We start from the raw sequence: 16,535 nt of genomic DNA, 5'->3' as shown, positions 1-16,535 counted from the left end.
GGTCAGGCGGACCAGCGGATCGAGGCACGACGTCGGCGCGGCACCCGGTTGCGCACCAGCAGTTCCGCGAAGCGCTGGGGATCGGACGCATCGGTCCAGTCCCAGCGGATGAACCGGTAGCCGCGCTCGCGGAGGGCGTCCTCACGCCGCTTCTCCCGGCGGAGCGACTCCGCCGGGTCGGCGCCGTCAGTGGAGTACTTGCCCCAGCCGTCGGATTCACCGACCAGGCCCAACTCCTCCCACCAGAAGTCGACCCGGTAGTCCACGCCGTCGGCCCCGGTCAGATGAACCTGCAGCTGTGGAAGCTCGAAGCCCAGCTCGATCATCCGGGCGCGGCTCAGGGACTCCGCGGGTGACTCGCTGAGACGGCTCGCGTGGCGGAACACGCGGCCCAGGGGCGAGGTGGCGGTCCCCGAGGTCTCCTGCTTGAGCAGTCTCTCCAGTTCGTTCCGACCGAACCGGATCCCCTCCCGGTTGCGGCCGGACAACAGGCTGTCGGTGGCCATCAACGCGCCGCTGAAGTCCAGGCTGGTCAGGGTGTCGACCAGGTGCTCACCCAGGTCCACGCACCGCAGCGAGGTGGGGATGCCCGGCCACAGCGGCTCGTTCAGGCTGTAGGGCGGTTCCCGGAAGACATGCCGGGTCCGGTGGATGTAGGGCAGGTCATCCGCATCCCGCAGGTGGGCCTCGTGGTACCCGGGCATGGTGGTCTGCAGCCCCGCCCGCGACGGCGTCGAAGTGACGACGTCCACCGTGGCCGGCGTCTCCGCGAGAGGGATCCCCTGCAGCGCCAGGGCGGTGGCACCGGTGAAGACGGGCTGGTGCAGGCGTCCCGCCACCGCCTTGACCGTCGTCATGAAGCGCTGCGCCGAGGTGGCCTCACGCCAGAGGCCTGTCTCGACATAGAAGCCCTGGCGCACCCGGACGAGGTCTCCCGCCGCGAAGGCGCGGCTCAGCGATTTCCGGGACCGGCCGCCGTCGTTCCCGGGGGTCAGAGCCGGCAGGGGCCGGAACCACTCATCCACGTCATCCATGCGCACCAGCATCCCAGCGGAGGCCCGCCGCCCGCACGGTTATCCACAAGCTGTGGATTGCCATGCCGGACGGCCGGGTGACGGGGCGCAGAGTGACGAGGAGGCGTCACAACGGTGGGGGCAGAGTCACTTTGCGCCTGAAGGCGAGGTGGGGCGGGCCGTGTGGCCGTGTCGGGTCAGCCCTCGTTGACGAGGGGGCGGATGCCGCACAGGCGCATGGCCTGGCCGTAGGTCTCGACCATCTGGTCCTCGATCTCCTCCGGCGTGAGCTTCTTGTTGGCGCTCTGGGTCTGCAGGGCCGGAACATGGAAGACCTTGATGGCCTTGTCCGTCAGCACGGTGCCGCCGATCGTCGCCGCGAAGGCCTTGAGCAGCTTCTGGGCCTCGCCGCCGTGGGCCATGATCGCCACCACGCGGGGGACCTTCTTCAGGAAGCGGTTGAAGGGCTTGATGCCGCTGGTGATGCGGTCCTTCGTGAGGTTCAGGGCGTAGTCGTCCTGGGTCCAGGGGTGGACCGTCCACGGGATGGTGTGCTTCGGGTCCAGGCCCGCCGCGGCGAAGACGCGGAGCAGGCGCTCGGAGGAGTCGTCGTCGTTCTCGTGCGAGAGGAAGCCGGAGGCGGTGCCGGGGCCGGGTGCCGGCGTGAGCACGAGGATGCGGGCCCCGTCCACGTCGTAGAAGGGGTCGACGTAGGGCACGGTGCCCTTGTCCGCGGTCTTCAGGGAGTCGCAGAGCTGGGTGATCGGGGCGATGTTCTCGTCGTGGACACGCTCTTGGCAGTCGGAGACGTAGTCAGGATCGGACATGTGGCGCATGGGTGCTGTCCCTCAGTGTTGAAGTGTGGTGCTCCGGCCGGTTCGTGCCGGCGCGCTGCCTCCAGTCTACGAGCCGGTGCGCACCCGGACCGAGGACCACTCCTGGGACAGCGGGATATTGGCGTTCAGCCGGTGCCCGCGGGCCTCGATGTCCTTCCAGATGGTGTCCCGGTTGATGTCAGAGCGCCCGCCCTTCGGATAGCCGATCCACAGCACACGCGCGCCGAGGCCGGGCTCCAGCCAATCGTCCAGCACGCCGTCCAGCGACTTCTGGTCCTGGGCGAACAGCATGACGGCCGTGGCCTCGGTGATGTCCTGCGTCAGGGTCACGCCCTGCGGCAGCGGATCCAGCAGGGCGTGCAGGCCCTGGTGGCCCCCGCCGAGGTAGAGGGTGTCGGTCGGCTTGATGAACAGCTTCTGGGCTGTGGTCTTGACGGGCTGAGCGGGCTGTTCTTCAGTGGTGGCCATGTCCCCATTCTGCCCGTCATCTCCGGTGTCCGTAGCCGTGGTGCCCTGCCGGTCGCCTATCCTGCTGTGGTCATCACGCGGAGGGGACTCGCACAGGGGACACGACGTACATGGCTGGATTATGGGCAAGGTCAACGGTGACCGCCAAGGTCGTCACCGGAGTGGCGGTACTGACGGTGGCGGCAGGAGCCACCGGCATCGCGGTGGCGCAATCAGGCGGACCCGACGACCGCGACCGGGCCACCGTGGTCCGGGTGATCGACGGTGACACCATCGACGCGGAGGTGGACGGCGACGTCGAACGCGTCCGGCTGCTGAACGTGGACACCCCGGAGACCAAGCACCCGGAGAAGGCGGTGCAGTGCCTCGGGCCGGAGGCCACGGAGTTCCTCGAGGACCTGCTGGCCCCCGGGGACCGGATCGAGCTGGCGTACGACGTGGAGCGGACCGACCGCTACGACCGCACCCTCGCCGGTGTCTACAAGGACGACTCCCTGGTCAACGCGGATATCGCCGAGGCCGGCTTGGGCGTGGCCGTGCTCTACGAGCCGAACGACCGGTTCTACCAGGAGGTGCTGGACGCCCAGGCTCTGGCCCAGGAGGCCGGCGAGGGACTCCACGACCCGCAGGTCGGGTGCACGCTGCCGGCGCTGGCGGAGGCGCTGCCGCCTCTGGAGGAGCTCCCCGCGGAGATCCCGGCGGATGCTGCGGGGGTGGCGGCCGCCTTGGCCGCCGCCGCACCGGTGATCGCCGCTGGTGAGGTGCTGGGATCCGCGTTGGATCTGGTGGAGTCCGGCTCCCACGTGGTGCTGGCCAAGGCCTATGCGGCCTCGGTGCCAGGGTGGAGGAAGCGGATCGACGCCGCGCTGCCGGCGGCCGTGGCCTACCAGGAGGACCTGCAGTCCGCGAAGGCAGAGCTGGACGAGGCCGAACGCCAGGCCGAGGAGGCCAGGAAGGCGGCGGAGAAGAAGGCAGCCGAGGAAAAGGCTGCCGCAGAGAAGGCAGCGGAGGAGGCCGCGGCGAAGAAGGCGGCGGAGGAGGCCGCGGCGAAGAAGGCAGCTGAGGAAGCTGCTGAGCAGGCCGAACGCGAACGGCAGTGGCAGGTCGAACGTCAGCGCCAGGAAGCGCAGCGGCAGCAGGAGGCAGAACGCCGCCGCGCGCCAGCACAGCAGCAGGCACCCCCGCGCCAGCAGGCCCCGTCCAGCGGATACGGGACCGACGCGGACTACCCCGGATACACCGGGCCGCGCTGCTACGCGCCCGGCGGTCAATCCTGGAGGCCCTGCTGACCACCGAGACTTTCCGGGCAGGGATCACTGGTGATCTCTGCCCGGAGAACCCCGGGGACGACGCCGGCCCGGCACCTTCCCGAGGAATCTCGCGGAAGGCGCCGGGCCGGCGTCGTGATGGGGAAGTCAGTACTTGATGTGCTGGCCGCCGTCGATCGGGATGACGGTGCCGTTGATGAATCCGGCGGTGTTGGAGAGCAGGAAGGCGACCAGTGCGCCGACCTCCTCCGGCTTGCCGAAGCGCTTCATGGGGTTCGGCTGGACGAACTCCTTGCCGACCTCTTCCCAGTTCTCGCCGCCGATCTGCTTCAGGGAGCCCTCGACCATGGGGGTGAGGATGGCGCCCGGGGCGATGGCGTTGACAACGATGCCCTTCTCGCCGTACTCGATGGCCGAGTTGCGGGTCAGGCCCACCACGCCGTGCTTGGCGGCGGCGTAGCCGGACTGGTTGCCGACGCCGCGGATGCCGCCCACAGAGGCGGTGTTGACCACGGCGCCGTGACCCTGCTGAGCCATGATCTTGAGGACCTTCTCCAGGCCGAGGAAGACGCCGGTGAGGTTGACGGCGAGGACCTTTTGGAACTCCGCGTTGGTGAAGTCCTCCGTGAGGTTCTGCTTGCCCTCGATGCCGGCGTTGTTGAAGAAGCCGTCGATCGCCCCGAACGTGGCCACGTGCTCATCCACGTACTTCTGGACCTGGGCCTCGTCCGTGACGTTGGCGGTGACCAGGAGGATCTCGGCGTCCGGCACGGACTGGAGGATCTGCTCCCGGGTGGCCTTCAGGCCGTCCTCGTTGAGGTCCACCAGGGTCTGCCGGCCACCCTGACGGGCGATCTCGAGGGCGGCTGCGGCGCCGAGGCCGGACCCGGCGCCGGTGATGATGACTGACTTTCCCTTGAGTGACATTGAGGTTCTCACTTTCGCTGGAGATCTGCCGTTGCGGTGCCGGTGACCGGCCCGTGGCGGGAGGAATCCCGTCACCCAGCACAACCCTATGAATTTGAAAAGTATTCCCGCAAGCTAGTTTCGTCAGCCGGCGCTCATCAGCCCGCGGGGTCTGCGGGGCCGTAGGTCAGGCGCAGCACCCGGCCGTCGGACTCCAGCTTCTCCCGCACGTCCTTGGCCTTGTGCACCCTGGCGGTGTCCTGGGGAGGCAACTGGATCGCCACTTCAGCCGGGATCCCGGCCAGCAGCTGCCGGGCCCGGGCCACCTCGGCGTCGACGTAGGCGCCGAACAGCAGCACGATGTTGAAGACCCACAGGACGACCAGCAGAGCCATCACCGTGCCGACGGCGCCGTAGGAGCTGTACCCGGCGAACCGGCTCAGGTAGATGGACAGGGCGACCGCAGCGAAGCCGATCCCGAGGATGGCAAGCACCGAGCCGCTGCGCAGCCAGCCCGACCTGGGCTTCTTCACGTTGGGGGTGGCCAGGTAGAGCACCGCGATCATGCAGATCATCAGCGCCAGGACGACGGGCCACCTCAGCCACGCCCACAACGGCAGGAACGTCTGCGTGAGGAAGGCCAGGGTATCGGTCAGGCCGAGGGGCTCGGCGATCGGACCGAGCACGCCGTTGACGAGCGACTGGTTCAGGGCCAGGGACACCAGGATCAGCACGACGCCGATGAGCAGCGCCAGTGTGGTCAGGAGCATCGTGGCGAGCTGCCGAACGAGACCGCGGCCCTCGTGGACCCCGTAGACCGTGTTCATGCACCGGGAGAAGGCCCTGACATAGATCGAGGCCGACCACAGCGCGGTGGCGATGCCGATCGCGAGCGCGACGGCACCACCCGAGGAGGCCCTGATGACCGTGCCCACCAGGTCGACGATGAGTCCCCGGTAGTCGGCGGGCACGTACTCGACCACCAGGTCATTCACCAACTGCGTCACCGTGTCCGCGTGGTTCGCCAGGACGAGGGAGATGATGGAGAAGACCGCCAGCAGTGCCGGTGCCAGGGAGAGCACCATGAAGTAGGTCAGCGTGGCGGACAGGTCGATGCCTCCCGTGGCGACGAATTCCCTGATAGCCCGAGTGAAGGCGTACTTCCGGCCCGGGCCGTTGAGTCGGCCGGGGACGGGCGGCTGGCCTCCGTGGTGCCGTTCCGACCGGTCCGCCGCTGCCAGGGTGGTCTCAATGGGGTCTGTGATCGGCACGTCGGAGGTCCTCTCGTCGTCCACTGCTCGCTGGTCGTGCTGTCGTCGCGACCGCGGACCCGTGGCTCCCGGACGACTCTGGGGTCACCGCGGGCCGAGGGTCATGTCTCCCGTGCCGACCCGGTGTCGCTGTGCGCCAGGCGAAGCACGCGCCCCTCGGATTCCAGGTCGTCGCGCGCCTTCTGCAACTTTTCCACCTTGGAGATGTCCCGCGGCGGGAGCTGGATCATCTCCTCCGCCTGGATGCCCGCCTGCAGCTGCCGGGCGCGTTCGACCTCCGCATCGATCTCCGCGCCGAGCAGCAGGACGATGTTGAAGACCCACAGGGCGAACAGCAACGCCATCACGGTGCCGATCGCGCCGTAGGAGCTGTACCCGGCGAACTGCGAGAAATAGATGGACAGGGCCACGCCCGCAATGGCGATACCGAGGATCGCCACGATGGAGCCGATGCCGACCCAGGTGAACTTGGGCTGCTTGACGTTGGGCGTGAAGTAGTACAGCACGGCGATCATCGCGATGATGAGGGCCAGCATCACCGGCCACTTGACCCAGGCCCAGATCGGCAGGAACGTCTCGGTCAGGAAGGTCAGGGTGCCGCCCATCCCGAGGGGCTCGGCGATCGGGCCCAGGACGCCTTCGACCAGGGACTGATTCAGGGCGAGCGAGACCAGGATGAGCACCACGCCGATGAGCAGGGCCAGGGTGACCAGGAGCATGGTGGCGAGCTGCTTCACGAGGCCGCGTCCCTCCTCCACCCCGTAGATGGCGTTCATGGAGCGCGAGAAGGCCTTGACGTAGGCCGAGGCCGACCACAGGGCGGTGGCGATACCGATGACCAGGGCGATGACGCCTCCGGTGGAGGAGCTGATCATCGTGTCCACGAGGTTGACCACGAGGCTCTGGTAGTCCGCCGGCACGTGCTGCTTGACCAGGTCGTCCACCAAGGTGGTGACCGTGTCGGCGTTGTTGGCGAGCACGAGCGTGATGATCGAGAAGATGGCCAGCAGGGCCGGCGCCAGGGACAGCACCAAGAAGTAGGTCAGTCGGGCAGCCAGGTCGGTGCCGCTGTCGGTGCTGAACTCCTTGAATGCCCGTTTGAAGGCGTACTTCCAGCTGGCGCCCGTGAGTTTGGGCGGGTTGTCAGGCTTCTCGCCGTGATCCGGGGACGGGGAATCCGCCGCGTCGAGCGTGGCGTCAATGGGGTCTTTGATGGGCACGTGCTGTCCTCTCTCGTTCCCTCGCTCGAGGTCCTGTCTGCCGGACGCTGGGCCGCTGGCTGGTGACGGCTCCGGGTGGGCACCGGCCGCTCTTCGTGTTCCCTGTCATCCTGTCCTGTTGTGCCGTCGATGGGAACCACCCTAGGACGACGCCTGGTCCAGGCGCACCCGAGTACAGTCGAGTCGTTGACCCGAGGGAGAGGAGCAGGCCGTGGCCGGACACCTGAGTCTCCGCCAGGGACTGCTCGCCGCGGTCCTGACGAGCATCGCCGGGTTCGTGGACGGGCTCGCCTTCATCCACCTCGGCGGCTATTTCGTCTCCTTCATGTCCGGCAACTCCACCCGGGCCGGCGCGGACCTGGCCACGGGCGACCTGCTGGGCTGGGCGAAGGCCATGGGCCTGGTGCTGTTCTTCGTTCTCGGGGTGGTGGCCTCCTCCCTCGCGGTGCACGTGCGGTCCTCCCGGTCCGGGCGCGTGCCGCTGGTCGGCCCGCGCTCCACTGCGGTGTGGGTGTCCCTCATCCTCCTGCTGGTCGCCGCCGTCTTCGCCTCGGTCCCCGTCCTCCAGGTCGCCGTCCCGCCCGTCATCGCAGCCGGCATGGGGGCGGTCAACGGGACCTTCACCCGGGGTGGCGAGGTCACCGTGGGGCTCACCTACATGACGGGGACCCTGGTCAAGACGGGTCAGCATCTGGCCCACGCCCTCACCGGGGGCGACCGCACCCACTGGCTGCGCTACCTGGTGTTGTGGTGCGCCATCGCCGTGGGTGCCATCGCGGGGGCCGTCGCCTACCAGGTCCTGGGACTGGGGGCGCTGTGGGTGGCCGTCGTGCTGTTGCTGGTGCCCGCCGTGACCCTGAGCCTCAGCCAGCGGCGGCCGCGTGCCGCTTGATCCGCCGCCACCGGGCGCCGCGCCTTCCCCCGCCGCACCTCAGGTGTCGGTTAGGTTCGATGCATGATCAAGTACCTGGGCTCCAAGCGCCTGCTGGTGCCCGTGCTGGGAGCCCTGGCGGAGGCGGTAGAGGCTCGGACCGCCGTCGACCTCTTCTCCGGGACCACCCGCGTGGCCCAGGAGTTCAAGCGCCGCGGCCTGAACACCACGGCCTCGGACCGGGCAACCTACACCGGCGTGCTGGCCGGGTGCTACATCGCCACCGACGCGCGGGACATCGACCGCGCGCACCTCGCCGGGATCCTCGCGGACCTGCAGGGCACGACGCCGGCCCGCGGCTATGTGACGGCGACGTTCTGCGAGCAGGCGCGCTACTTCCAACCCAAGAACGGCATGCGGATCGACGCGATCCGCCAGCGGATCGAGGACGAGTACGCCGGCACCGGCTGGTACCCGATCCTGCTGACCTCCCTGATGGAGGCGGCCGACCGGGTGGACTCCACCACCGGCATCCAGATGGCCTACCTGAAGTCCTGGGCCCGGCGCTCCGGACGGGACCTCGAACTGCGGGTCCCGGCGCTGCTGGAGGGCCCGGGCGAGGTGGTGGTGGGAGACGTCATGGACACGCTGGACACCCTCCCCGCCGCGGACCTCTACTACGTGGATCCGCCGTACAACCAGCACCGGTACTACGCCAACTACCATGTCTGGGAGACCCTGGTGCGGTGGGACGAGCCCGAGCACTACGGGGTCGCCTGCAAGCGGGTGGACGTCCGGGACGAGGACACCCGGAGCGTCTTCAACTCCAAGCGCACCATGCCCGCCGCGCTGGCCGAGGTGTTCGCCCGGATCCGCTCCGAGGTGGTGATCGTGTCCTACAACGACGAAGCCTGGATCACGGCCGAGGACATGGAGGACTCCCTGCGCGAGGCCGGCCACGAGGCGGTGGCCGTACTGGGCTTCGACTCCAAGCGCTACGTCGGGGCGAGCATCGGCATCCACTCGCCCACGGGCCAGAAGGTCGGTACGGTGTCCCACCTGCGCAACACCGAGCTGGTGTTCATCGCCGGCCCCCAGGAGAAGGTCGAGGCGGCGCGAGCGGCGGTCGGCACCACGATGAACACCCGAGATGACACCAGCAGGAACACCGGAGATGACAGGAGACACCGTGTCCACACCGTATGAGATCGAGATGGACCTGCGCTGGTCGGACCAGGATGCGCAGGGCCACGTCAACAACGCGAAGATCGTGACGCTGGCCGAGGAGGGGCGGATCCGCTTCCATACGTTCCTGGCGTCCCGTCGTCAGGGCGGCGGGGAGAGCGGCAGCCTCGTGGTGGCCCGCCAGGAGATCGACTACCACGCCCAGACCCGGTACGCCCCCTCCATCACCCTGCGGGTGTCCGTGGTGCGGATCGGCACCAAGTCCTACACGCTGCGCCAGCAGGGGATCCAGGGGGGCGAGCCGGTCTTCACCGTGGACTCCATCCTGGTGCGGTTGGACGGATCCGGTGCCTCCCGGGCCCTGACGGAGCAGGAGCGGAAGGAGCTGGCCGCCTGGTCCTGGCCGGAGGAGCAAAGCTCGGCGTGAGGTGCATCTCAGGCGACGCTGCGGGGGAATAGCGGGCCAGCCCGCACCGGTTGTGAGTAGAGGACCAACCGCCCTCCGGCGCCGCCGGCCGAGCCCAGGAGCATGCATGACCGAGACCATCCAGAACACCGAGACCGTCGCGATGGAGCCAGTGGACCCGAAGGCGCTGGACCAGCTGTTCCATGACGCCCGGACCGCCAACACGTTCTCCGACGAGCCGGTCTCCGCGGACACCCTCCAGGCGATCTACGAGCTCACCAAGATGGGCCCGACCATGATGAACCTGCAGTCCCTGCGGATCACCTGGGTGCAGTCCGAGGAGCAGCGAGCCCGGCTCGTGGCCCACGGCGGCGGCAACGCCCCCAAGGCCACGACCGCCCCGGCCGTGGCCGTGCTGTCCTGGGATGCCGACTGGCACGAGAACTTCCCGGTGTTCTTCCCGCACGCCCCGGAGCGCAAGGAGATGTTCTCCGACGCCGACTCCCGCGCTCTGATCGCCCGCCAGAACGCCTGGCTGGCCGCCGGCTACTTCATGCTCGCCGTCCGGGCGCAGGGACTGGCCGCCGGCCCCATGACCGGCTGGGACTTCGCCGGGGTGGACGCCGACTTCAACGCCGGCACCACCTGGAACGCCTTCATGGTGGTCAACGTCGGCAAGCCCGGCGCGGATGCCTGGTTCCCGCGCCTGCCTCGCCTGGACGAGGAGCTCGCGGTCAAGACCGTCTGAGGGTCAGTAGTTCGAGGGCGGGTCCGAGGCGGGGAAGGACTCGTCCTCCCACTCGTCCACCCGCTCGTCGTCGTGCTGGTGGACGGCCGCCGCCGCGGCGTCCTCGGTGGACTCCGCGTCCGTCTCCGTCAGCGCCTCCTCCACGCGGTCCTCGTCCGGGACCTCGGGATTCACGTGCTCCATGCTGGCTCCTTCATCCGACTTCATCCGACGCTGGGGCTCCCAGTCTGGCGACCGCCCCCGGACGGGGCAAGCGCTCAGGTTCCCCTCCGGTGGGCCGTGGCGGTCAGGACCAGGTAGACCAGCGCTCCGGCGAGGAACCCCCAGAACGGCGCGGCGATGTCCGCCACGGTCAGTCCGGAGGCGGTCACGGCCAGGGTCACGACGCCGGCCTCGAGACCTGCGAGGCGGGCCCGCCCGGTGCTGCCGGTTGCCTTGGCCCCGCCCGCCTTGGCCCCGCCCGCCTTGGCCCCGCCCGCCGGCGGATCCACCCGGACCGTGTCCGTCAGGGCCCCCTGTAGCGCGCCGATCAGGGCGACGCCCGCGGCGGCGGTGACCAGCTGCTCGGGCACCGCCCCCAGCAGCTCCACGATGTTCTGCCCCGCGAAGCCGAAGGCCGCGAAGAACACGCCGCAGGAGATCCCGGCCACGTAGCGCCGGGCCGGGTCCTCGTGGGCCTCCCGCCCGCAGCAGATCCCGGCGGTGATGGCGGCCAGGTTGATGGAGTGGGCCCCGAAGGGCGCGAAGAGCACTGAGCCGGCCCCCGCGGCGCCGAGGAGCAGCCGGTCGTCCGCGGCGTAGCCGTTCGAGTGCATCATGGCCAGGCCGGGGCCGTTCTGACCGGCCATCGTGACGATCAACAGCGGGATGGAGATCCCCATGACCGCCTGCAGGTCGAAGGTCGGGGTGGTCCACAGCGGCATGGTGGCCCCGGCACTCAGGTGCGCGGCCGTCGTCGTGCCCGTGGCGAAGGCCAGCACGACCCCCACCGCCAGCGCCAACAGCACCGCGTACCGGGGCAGCAGGCGGCGGCCGAGGAAGTAGGCCAGCACCAGGCCGCCCGCCACGATGGGCGCCTCGGCGGAGGCCCCCGCGGCATCGAGGACGAAGGGCAGCAGCACCCCGGCCAGGACCCCGGCCATGATCGGCTTCGGAAGGGCCTGCATCAGCCGGCCGAACCACCCGGTGACGCCCAGGATGATGGTCAGCACGCCGGTGACGATGAAGGCCCCGATGGCGTCGGAGTAGGCGTAGTCGCCGAGCGTGGTGATCAGCAGCGCGGCGCCCGGCACGGACCAGGCCACCACCACGGGCTGGCGGGTCACCAGGCTCATGGCCACGCAGATGATGCCGCTGCCCACGGAGATGGCCCAGACCCAGGACGCCGTCTGGGCGGCGTCGAGGCCGGCCCGTTGGGCGGCGCCCAGGACCACGAGCAGCGGCCCGGCGTAGGAGATGGCGACCGCCACGAGTCCCGCCACCACGGCGGACACGGAGACGTGCCGCCAGGCCGGGCGGCGGGCGGTGGTGATGCTGCGAGGAGGATCGGTGAGCTGGGTCACGCAGGCCACCGTACGGCCCCGGGATCCCTCCGCGCCAAGAGGGAATCGCTGCCGATTGAGACGCCCGCTCTGCCCAATCCGACCCCCTGGGTCAGCCCTAGGGGAATGCCTGATGTGACTGGGGTCACCGGTCCTCAGACTGGCTGGGTACGCATCTGGGGAAGCCTCCCGGCCGCCGCATCTGAGGCGCCGGTGCCGTCCCTCCCCGTGAAGAAGGAGAACGACATGACCGAGAACCTGACCCACGTCCGGGACGTCCTCACCGACGCCGTGGTGGACGACCGCGAGAAGGGCATCATCCGGGCCAAGCGGGAGATCTTCACCGACGAGGAGGTCTTCGAGCTCGAGATGAAGCACCTCTTCGAGGGCAACTGGGTGTACCTGGCGCACGACTCCCAGATCCCGAACGTGGGCGACTACTTCACCACGTACATCGGGCGCACCCCCGTGGTCATCACCCGGGACAAGGAGGAGAACCTCAACTGCATCGTCAACGCGTGTTCGCACCGCGGGGCCATGCTGTGCCGCCGCAAGACGGACAACCGCACGACCTTCACCTGCCCGTTCCACGGCTGGACGTTCAAGAACTCCGGCGAGCTGCTCAAGGTCAAGGACGGCCGGAAGGGCGGCTATCCGGAGGGCTTCAACACCGACGGCTCCCACGACCTCACCAAGGTGGCCCGTTTCGAGTCCTACCGCGGCTTCCTCTTCGGGTCCCTCAACGCGGACGTCCTGCCGTTGCAGGAGCACCTGGGGGATTCGACCAAGGTCATCGACTCGATCGTGGACCAGTCCCCGGACGGGCTCGAGGTGCTGCGCGGGGCATCCACCTACACGTATGACGGCAACTGGAAGGTCCAGGCGGAGAACGGGGCGGACGGATATCACGTGACCGCCGTGCACTGGAACTACGCGGCCACCACCGCCCGCCGCACCGCCGGCGACTCCGCCACTACCACCAAGGCCATGGATGCCGGCAAGTGGGGCAAGGTCAAGGGCGGGTTCTACTCCTATCCCAACGGCCACCTGCTGCTCTGGCAGGAATGGACCAATCCGCAGGACCGTCCGCTGTGGGACCGGCGCGAGGAGCTGGTGGAGAAGTACGGGGAGGAGATGGCGAACTTCATGATCAACATCTCCCGCAACCTGTGCCTCTACCCGAACGTCTACATCATGGACCAGTTCTCCTCCCAGATCCGCCACTTCCGGCCGATCTCGGCGGACCAGACCGAGGTGACCATCTACTGCATCGCCCCGAAGGGCGAGTCGGCCGAGAACCGCGCCAAGCGCATCCGCCAGTACGAGGACTTCTTCAACGCCACCGGCATGGCCACCCCGGACGACCTGGAGGAGTTCCGCTCCTGCAACAAGACCTACTGGGCCACGAGCGCCCCGTGGAACGACATGTCCCGCGGCGCCACCCACCAGATCGACGGCCCGGACGAGCAGGCCGCCGCGCTGGGCATGAACGATGTCATCGCCTCCGGCGCCCGCACCGAGGACGAGGGGCTCTTCCCGATCCAGCACATGTACTGGCACGAGGTCATGGAGCAGGCCGTGGCGGAGGAATCAGCGGCCGAGGAATCGACCGCCGAACCGTCCCTGGCCTGACCGAAGCCCACCCACGAACAGCGCGAGGAGCTAGAACAGCATGACCACCAACGCCACAGCGGTGCCCACCGCCAAGACCGTCGAGGACGTCGCCACCCTCGAGACCATCCGCGCCTTCCTCTACAAGGAGGCCCGGCTACTCGACGACCGCGAGTTCGACGAGTGGCTCGAGTGCTACCACCCGGACTCCGAGTTCTGGATGCCGGCCTGGGATGACAACGACGAGCTGACCGAGGACCCCCAGTCCGAGATCTCCCTGATCTACTACGAGAACCGGGGCGGGATCGAGGACCGGGTCTTCCGCATCAAGACCGACCGCTCCTCCGCCACCTCCATGCCCGCCCCGCGCACCGGGCACAACATCACGGACGTGGAGCTGCTGGAGCGGGACGGGGACACCGTGAAGGTCCGGTTCAACTGGTTCACGCTGTACCACCGCTACCAGTCCACGGACACGTATTTCGGGACCAGTCACTACACGATCGACCTCTCGGGGCCCGAGCCCGTCATCCTGCGCAAGAAGGTCGTGCTGAAGAACGACTACATCCACCATGTGGTGGACATCTACATGATCTGAGCCGCCCCGGAGACCTCCGGCCGCACTCCGGACCCAGACACCCCACCACCAGATCCACCAGATCCAGCAGACCCACCCAGATTCACCCAGGAGGACACCATGGGCCATCAAGTAGCCCTCAGCTTCGAGGACGGCGTGACCAAAGTCGTCAAGGTCGGCGACTTCGAGACCATCATGGACGCCGCCTACAAGGCGCGCATCAACATCCCCTCGGACTGCCGCGACGGGGCCTGCGGGACCTGCAAGTCCTTCTGCGACTCGGGGACGTTCGACCCGGGCGACTTCATCGACGACGCCCTGACCGAGGACGAGCTGGAGAAGGGGTTCCTGCTGACGTGCCAGGCCGTCCCGGAGTCGGACATGATGATCCAGGTCCCGGCCACGGCGGAGTCCGCGAAGACCTCGGCCGCCGCGTTCACCTCCACCCTGAGCCAGCTGGACAAGCACTCCGAGTCCACCATCTCCTTCACCCTGGACGTGCAGGACCGCGAGGAGCTGGCGTTCCTGCCGGGCCAGTACGTGAACATCAAGGTCCCCGGCACGGACGCGGAGCGCTCCTACTCCTTCAGCACCGGCCCGGAGGATGACGGCTCCTCCTTCATGGTGCGCATCACCCCACAGGGGGCCATGTCCGAGTACCTGCGGGACCGCGCCGCGGTGGGGGACACCGTGGAGTTCAGCGGGCCGTACGGCTCCTTCTTCCTGCGCGAGCCCAAGCGGCCGCTGCTGCTGCTGGCCGGCGGCACCGGGCTGGCGCCGCTGATGTCCATCCTTCAGAAGCTCAGCGCCAACCCGCCCGCGGACCCCGTGCACCTGATCTACGGGGTGAGCCGCGAGGCGGACATCGTGGGCCTGGAGTGGCTGCGCGCCTACGAGGAGAAGCTGCCGAACTTCACCTGGGACCTCATCGCCTCGGAGGAGGGCACCTCCGCGCCCCACACCGGCTACGTCACCCAGATCATCGAGCCGCAGCACCTGAACGACGGTGACGTGGACATCTACCTCTGCGGGCCGCCGCCCATGGTCAACGCCGTGGCCAAGTGGCTGGACACCGAGGGCATCGAGCCGGCCAACTTCTACTTCGAGCGGTTCGCACCCAAGGAGGCCACCGGCGGGGACGCCGAGACCGGTGCCCCGGCCTCCGCCGAGCAGGTCCGGTCCGAGGGGGACACCCTGACCCGGTCCGAGGCCGTCTCCTCGATGACCACGGGCCGACTGTCCTTCCGCAAGGAGGACAGCTACGCGCAGCTGGACGCCCGGATGGGCCTCGAGCTGGCCATCACCGGGCTGATGGTCGGCCGGCTCACGGACGAGCAGCTCCAGCAGTTCCGCCGTCTCGCCGAGGCCACCGCGGCCTGCGTGGGGGAAGGCACCGTCACGGACCCGGAGGAGTACGTGAAGACCAACGAGGCCTTCCACGAGTACCTCTTCACCATCTCGGACAACCCGGTCCTGCTGGAGTCCTACCGCCGGCTGGACCTCAGCGAGCAGATGTTCGCCACCTTCGAGCAGGGCACCGAGATCTTCACCCGGGTGGCCCAGGACCACCTGGACGTGGTCCAGGCCTTCGAGGACGGTGACGGCGAGCGGATCCGCGAGATCGTCATGGCCCACGCCCGGGACGCCAAGGACACCATGGCCACGGCCATCGACGTGGTCGAGTCAGGTTCCGGTGGCTCACGGCAGGGGCACGACGCCGGCCCGGCGGGCTCCGCGGCCGGCTCGGCCGGCGCGGCGGTCGCCTGATGGCGGCCCCCTACGCCGGTCAGTTCATCACCCCGGGGCGCTTCGCCGGCAAGGTCGCGGTGGTCACCGGGGCGGCCCAGGGGATCGGTTCGACGGTGGCCGAGCGGATCGGCGCCGAAGGCGGCACGCTGGTGCTCGTGGACCGCGCCGAGTTGGTCCACGAGGTGGCCGCCGCCCTGACCGAGCGCGAGGCCTCCACCGGGTCCGGGGGATCGGCCACGGCCGTCACCGCCGACCTGGAGACGTTCGCCGGCGCCGAGGCCGCCGTGGCGGCGGCGGTGGCCACGCACGGCCGGGTGGACGTGCTGGTGAACAACGTGGGCGGGGCCATCTGGATGCGCCCCTTCGAGACCTTCAGCGCCGAGCAGATCGAAAGGGAGGTCACCCGGTCCCTGTTCCCCACCCTGTGGATGTGCCGCGCCGTGCTGCCCACCATGCTCGAGGCCGGCCAGGGCACCATCGTCAACGTGTCCTCCAACGCGACCCGCGGCATCCACCGGGTGCCCTACTCCGCAGCCAAGGGCGGGGTGAACGGCATCACGCAGGCCCTGGCCATGGAGACCGCCGAACGCGGGATCCGGGTGGTCGCCACCGCCCCCGGCGGCACCCAGGCGCCGCCCCGCACCGTCCCGCGCGGCCCCGGCCCGGAGGGCGCCCGCGAGGAGCAGTGGATCCAGGACGTGGTGGACCAGGTGACCCGGTCCTCCTTCATGAAGCGCTACGGCACCCTGGACGAGCAGGCCGCGCCGATCGTCTTCCTGGCATCGGACGAGGCCTCCTACGCCACCGGGACCATCGTCCCGGTGGCAGGTGGCGACCTCGGCTGAGCCCGCCCAGGAACCGTCCC

General features: G+C 69.1%; 17 protein-coding genes. 9 read left to right on the top strand and 8 right to left on the bottom strand.

The window, feature by feature from the left end; all coding sequences use genetic code 11:
- Positions 1–2: 2 nt before the first annotated feature.
- From AB0K08_RS07005 to AB0K08_RS06995, 3 genes are all read right to left on the bottom strand, one after another.
- On the bottom strand, positions 3–1,034 hold the full coding sequence (locus AB0K08_RS07005; RefSeq protein WP_363352811.1) for a hypothetical protein: 1,032 nt from the start codon (positions 1,032–1,034) through the stop codon (positions 3–5).
- Positions 1,035–1,210: 176 nt separating this feature from the next.
- On the bottom strand, positions 1,211–1,840 hold the full coding sequence (locus AB0K08_RS07000; protein WP_363352810.1) for a hypothetical protein: 630 nt from the start codon (positions 1,838–1,840) through the stop codon (positions 1,211–1,213).
- 75 nt (positions 1,841–1,915) lie between these two features.
- Positions 1,916–2,317 (bottom strand): DUF3052 domain-containing protein, encoded by a 402-nt coding sequence (locus AB0K08_RS06995; protein WP_363352809.1) that lies wholly within the window; start codon positions 2,315–2,317, stop codon positions 1,916–1,918.
- A 137-nt stretch (positions 2,318–2,454) separates the two neighbouring features.
- Between AB0K08_RS06995 and AB0K08_RS06990 the strand changes: the two genes are divergently transcribed.
- Complete coding sequence (locus tag AB0K08_RS06990) at positions 2,455–3,606, top strand: thermonuclease family protein (protein ID WP_363352808.1); 1,152 nt, start codon at positions 2,455–2,457, stop codon at positions 3,604–3,606.
- A gap of 126 nt (positions 3,607–3,732) precedes the next feature.
- Here AB0K08_RS06990 and AB0K08_RS06985 read toward each other — a convergent pair whose 3' ends face one another.
- The 3 genes from AB0K08_RS06985 to AB0K08_RS06975 form a co-directional block, all read right to left on the bottom strand.
- Complete coding sequence (locus AB0K08_RS06985; protein ID WP_363352807.1) at positions 3,733–4,512, bottom strand: SDR family oxidoreductase; 780 nt, start codon at positions 4,510–4,512, stop codon at positions 3,733–3,735.
- 137 nt (positions 4,513–4,649) lie between these two features.
- Positions 4,650–5,762 carry a YihY/virulence factor BrkB family protein gene (locus tag AB0K08_RS06980; RefSeq protein ID WP_363352806.1) on the bottom strand — a complete coding sequence of 371 codons (1,113 nt, stop codon included), beginning with the start codon at positions 5,760–5,762 and terminating at the stop codon, positions 4,650–4,652.
- A 101-nt stretch (positions 5,763–5,863) separates the two neighbouring features.
- Entirely contained in the window at positions 5,864–6,982 is a 1,119-nt protein-coding gene (locus AB0K08_RS06975; RefSeq protein WP_363352805.1) for a YihY/virulence factor BrkB family protein, read from the bottom strand.
- A gap of 211 nt (positions 6,983–7,193) precedes the next feature.
- On the opposite strand from AB0K08_RS06975, the gene AB0K08_RS06970 reads away from it, so the two are divergent.
- From AB0K08_RS06970 to AB0K08_RS06955, 4 genes are all read left to right on the top strand, one after another.
- The gene (locus AB0K08_RS06970) at positions 7,194–7,874 is read left to right on the top strand and encodes a YoaK family protein (protein WP_363352804.1); all 681 of its coding nucleotides are present in this window, start codon (positions 7,194–7,196) and stop codon (positions 7,872–7,874) included.
- Between the two features lie 63 nt (positions 7,875–7,937).
- Entirely contained in the window at positions 7,938–9,059 is a 1,122-nt protein-coding gene (locus AB0K08_RS06965) for a DNA adenine methylase (RefSeq protein ID WP_363352803.1), read from the top strand.
- Positions 9,043–9,465, top strand: a complete 423-nt coding sequence (locus AB0K08_RS06960) for a thioesterase family protein (RefSeq protein ID WP_363352802.1) — start codon at positions 9,043–9,045, stop codon at positions 9,463–9,465. Before AB0K08_RS06965 ends, AB0K08_RS06960 begins: the two co-directional genes overlap by 17 nt.
- A 106-nt stretch (positions 9,466–9,571) precedes the next feature.
- Positions 9,572–10,192, top strand: coding sequence for a malonic semialdehyde reductase (locus AB0K08_RS06955; RefSeq protein ID WP_363352801.1), 621 nt, complete (start codon positions 9,572–9,574; stop codon positions 10,190–10,192).
- A 3-nt stretch (positions 10,193–10,195) separates the two neighbouring features.
- Here the strand turns inward: AB0K08_RS06955 and AB0K08_RS06950 are convergent, their stop codons facing one another.
- Entirely contained in the window at positions 10,196–10,375 is a 180-nt protein-coding gene (locus AB0K08_RS06950) for a hypothetical protein (RefSeq protein WP_363352800.1), read from the bottom strand.
- A 74-nt stretch (positions 10,376–10,449) separates the two neighbouring features.
- The gene (locus tag AB0K08_RS06945; RefSeq protein WP_363352799.1) at positions 10,450–11,754 is read right to left on the bottom strand and encodes a benzoate/H(+) symporter BenE family transporter; all 1,305 of its coding nucleotides are present in this window, start codon (positions 11,752–11,754) and stop codon (positions 10,450–10,452) included.
- 225 nt (positions 11,755–11,979) lie between these two features.
- On the opposite strand from AB0K08_RS06945, the gene benA reads away from it, so the two are divergent.
- The 4 genes from benA to AB0K08_RS06925 all read left to right on the top strand — a co-directional run bounded on the left by benA (position 11,980) and on the right by AB0K08_RS06925 (position 16,515).
- Entirely contained in the window at positions 11,980–13,365 is a 1,386-nt protein-coding gene (gene benA / locus AB0K08_RS06940) for a benzoate 1,2-dioxygenase large subunit (RefSeq protein ID WP_363352798.1), read from the top strand.
- 40 nt (positions 13,366–13,405) lie between these two features.
- Entirely contained in the window at positions 13,406–13,942 is a 537-nt protein-coding gene (gene benB / locus AB0K08_RS06935) for a benzoate 1,2-dioxygenase small subunit (RefSeq protein ID WP_363352797.1), read from the top strand.
- A 99-nt stretch (positions 13,943–14,041) separates the two neighbouring features.
- Positions 14,042–15,688 carry a benzoate 1,2-dioxygenase electron transfer component BenC gene (gene benC, locus AB0K08_RS06930; RefSeq protein WP_363352796.1) on the top strand — a complete coding sequence of 549 codons (1,647 nt, stop codon included), beginning with the start codon at positions 14,042–14,044 and terminating at the stop codon, positions 15,686–15,688.
- Positions 15,688–16,515, top strand: a complete 828-nt coding sequence (locus tag AB0K08_RS06925; protein ID WP_363352795.1) for a 1,6-dihydroxycyclohexa-2,4-diene-1-carboxylate dehydrogenase — start codon at positions 15,688–15,690, stop codon at positions 16,513–16,515. The genes benC and AB0K08_RS06925 overlap by 1 nt, the downstream gene beginning before the upstream one ends.
- The last annotated feature ends 20 nt before the right edge of the window (positions 16,516–16,535 follow it).

Origin of the sequence: Citricoccus sp. NPDC055426 (assembly GCF_040677445.1) — a bacterium.
GTDB lineage: Bacteria > Actinomycetota > Actinomycetes > Actinomycetales > Micrococcaceae > Citricoccus.
The sequence above is the reverse complement of the archived record's forward strand: the minus strand, read 5'-3'. Positions and strand labels throughout refer to the sequence as shown.

What these genes read in the sequence shown, in the direction of transcription:
- AB0K08_RS06955 (WP_363352801.1), top strand. Translation starts at nt 9,572, where the DNA reads ATGACCGAGACCATCCAGAACACCGAGACCGTCGCGATGGAGCCAGTG.
- AB0K08_RS07005 (WP_363352811.1), bottom strand. Translation starts at nt 1,034, where the DNA reads ATGGATGACGTGGATGAGTGGTTCCGGCCCCTGCCGGCTCTGACCCCC.
- AB0K08_RS06965 (WP_363352803.1), top strand. Translation starts at nt 7,938, where the DNA reads ATGATCAAGTACCTGGGCTCCAAGCGCCTGCTGGTGCCCGTGCTGGGA.
- benB (WP_363352797.1), top strand. Translation starts at nt 13,406, where the DNA reads ATGACCACCAACGCCACAGCGGTGCCCACCGCCAAGACCGTCGAGGAC.
- AB0K08_RS07000 (WP_363352810.1), bottom strand. Translation starts at nt 1,840, where the DNA reads ATGTCCGATCCTGACTACGTCTCCGACTGCCAAGAGCGTGTCCACGAC.
- AB0K08_RS06950 (WP_363352800.1), bottom strand. Translation starts at nt 10,375, where the DNA reads ATGGAGCACGTGAATCCCGAGGTCCCGGACGAGGACCGCGTGGAGGAG.
- AB0K08_RS06925 (WP_363352795.1), top strand. Translation starts at nt 15,688, where the DNA reads ATGGCGGCCCCCTACGCCGGTCAGTTCATCACCCCGGGGCGCTTCGCC.
- AB0K08_RS06985 (WP_363352807.1), bottom strand. Translation starts at nt 4,512, where the DNA reads ATGTCACTCAAGGGAAAGTCAGTCATCATCACCGGCGCCGGGTCCGGC.
- benC (WP_363352796.1), top strand. Translation starts at nt 14,042, where the DNA reads ATGGGCCATCAAGTAGCCCTCAGCTTCGAGGACGGCGTGACCAAAGTC.
- benA (WP_363352798.1), top strand. Translation starts at nt 11,980, where the DNA reads ATGACCGAGAACCTGACCCACGTCCGGGACGTCCTCACCGACGCCGTG.
- AB0K08_RS06995 (WP_363352809.1), bottom strand. Translation starts at nt 2,317, where the DNA reads ATGGCCACCACTGAAGAACAGCCCGCTCAGCCCGTCAAGACCACAGCC.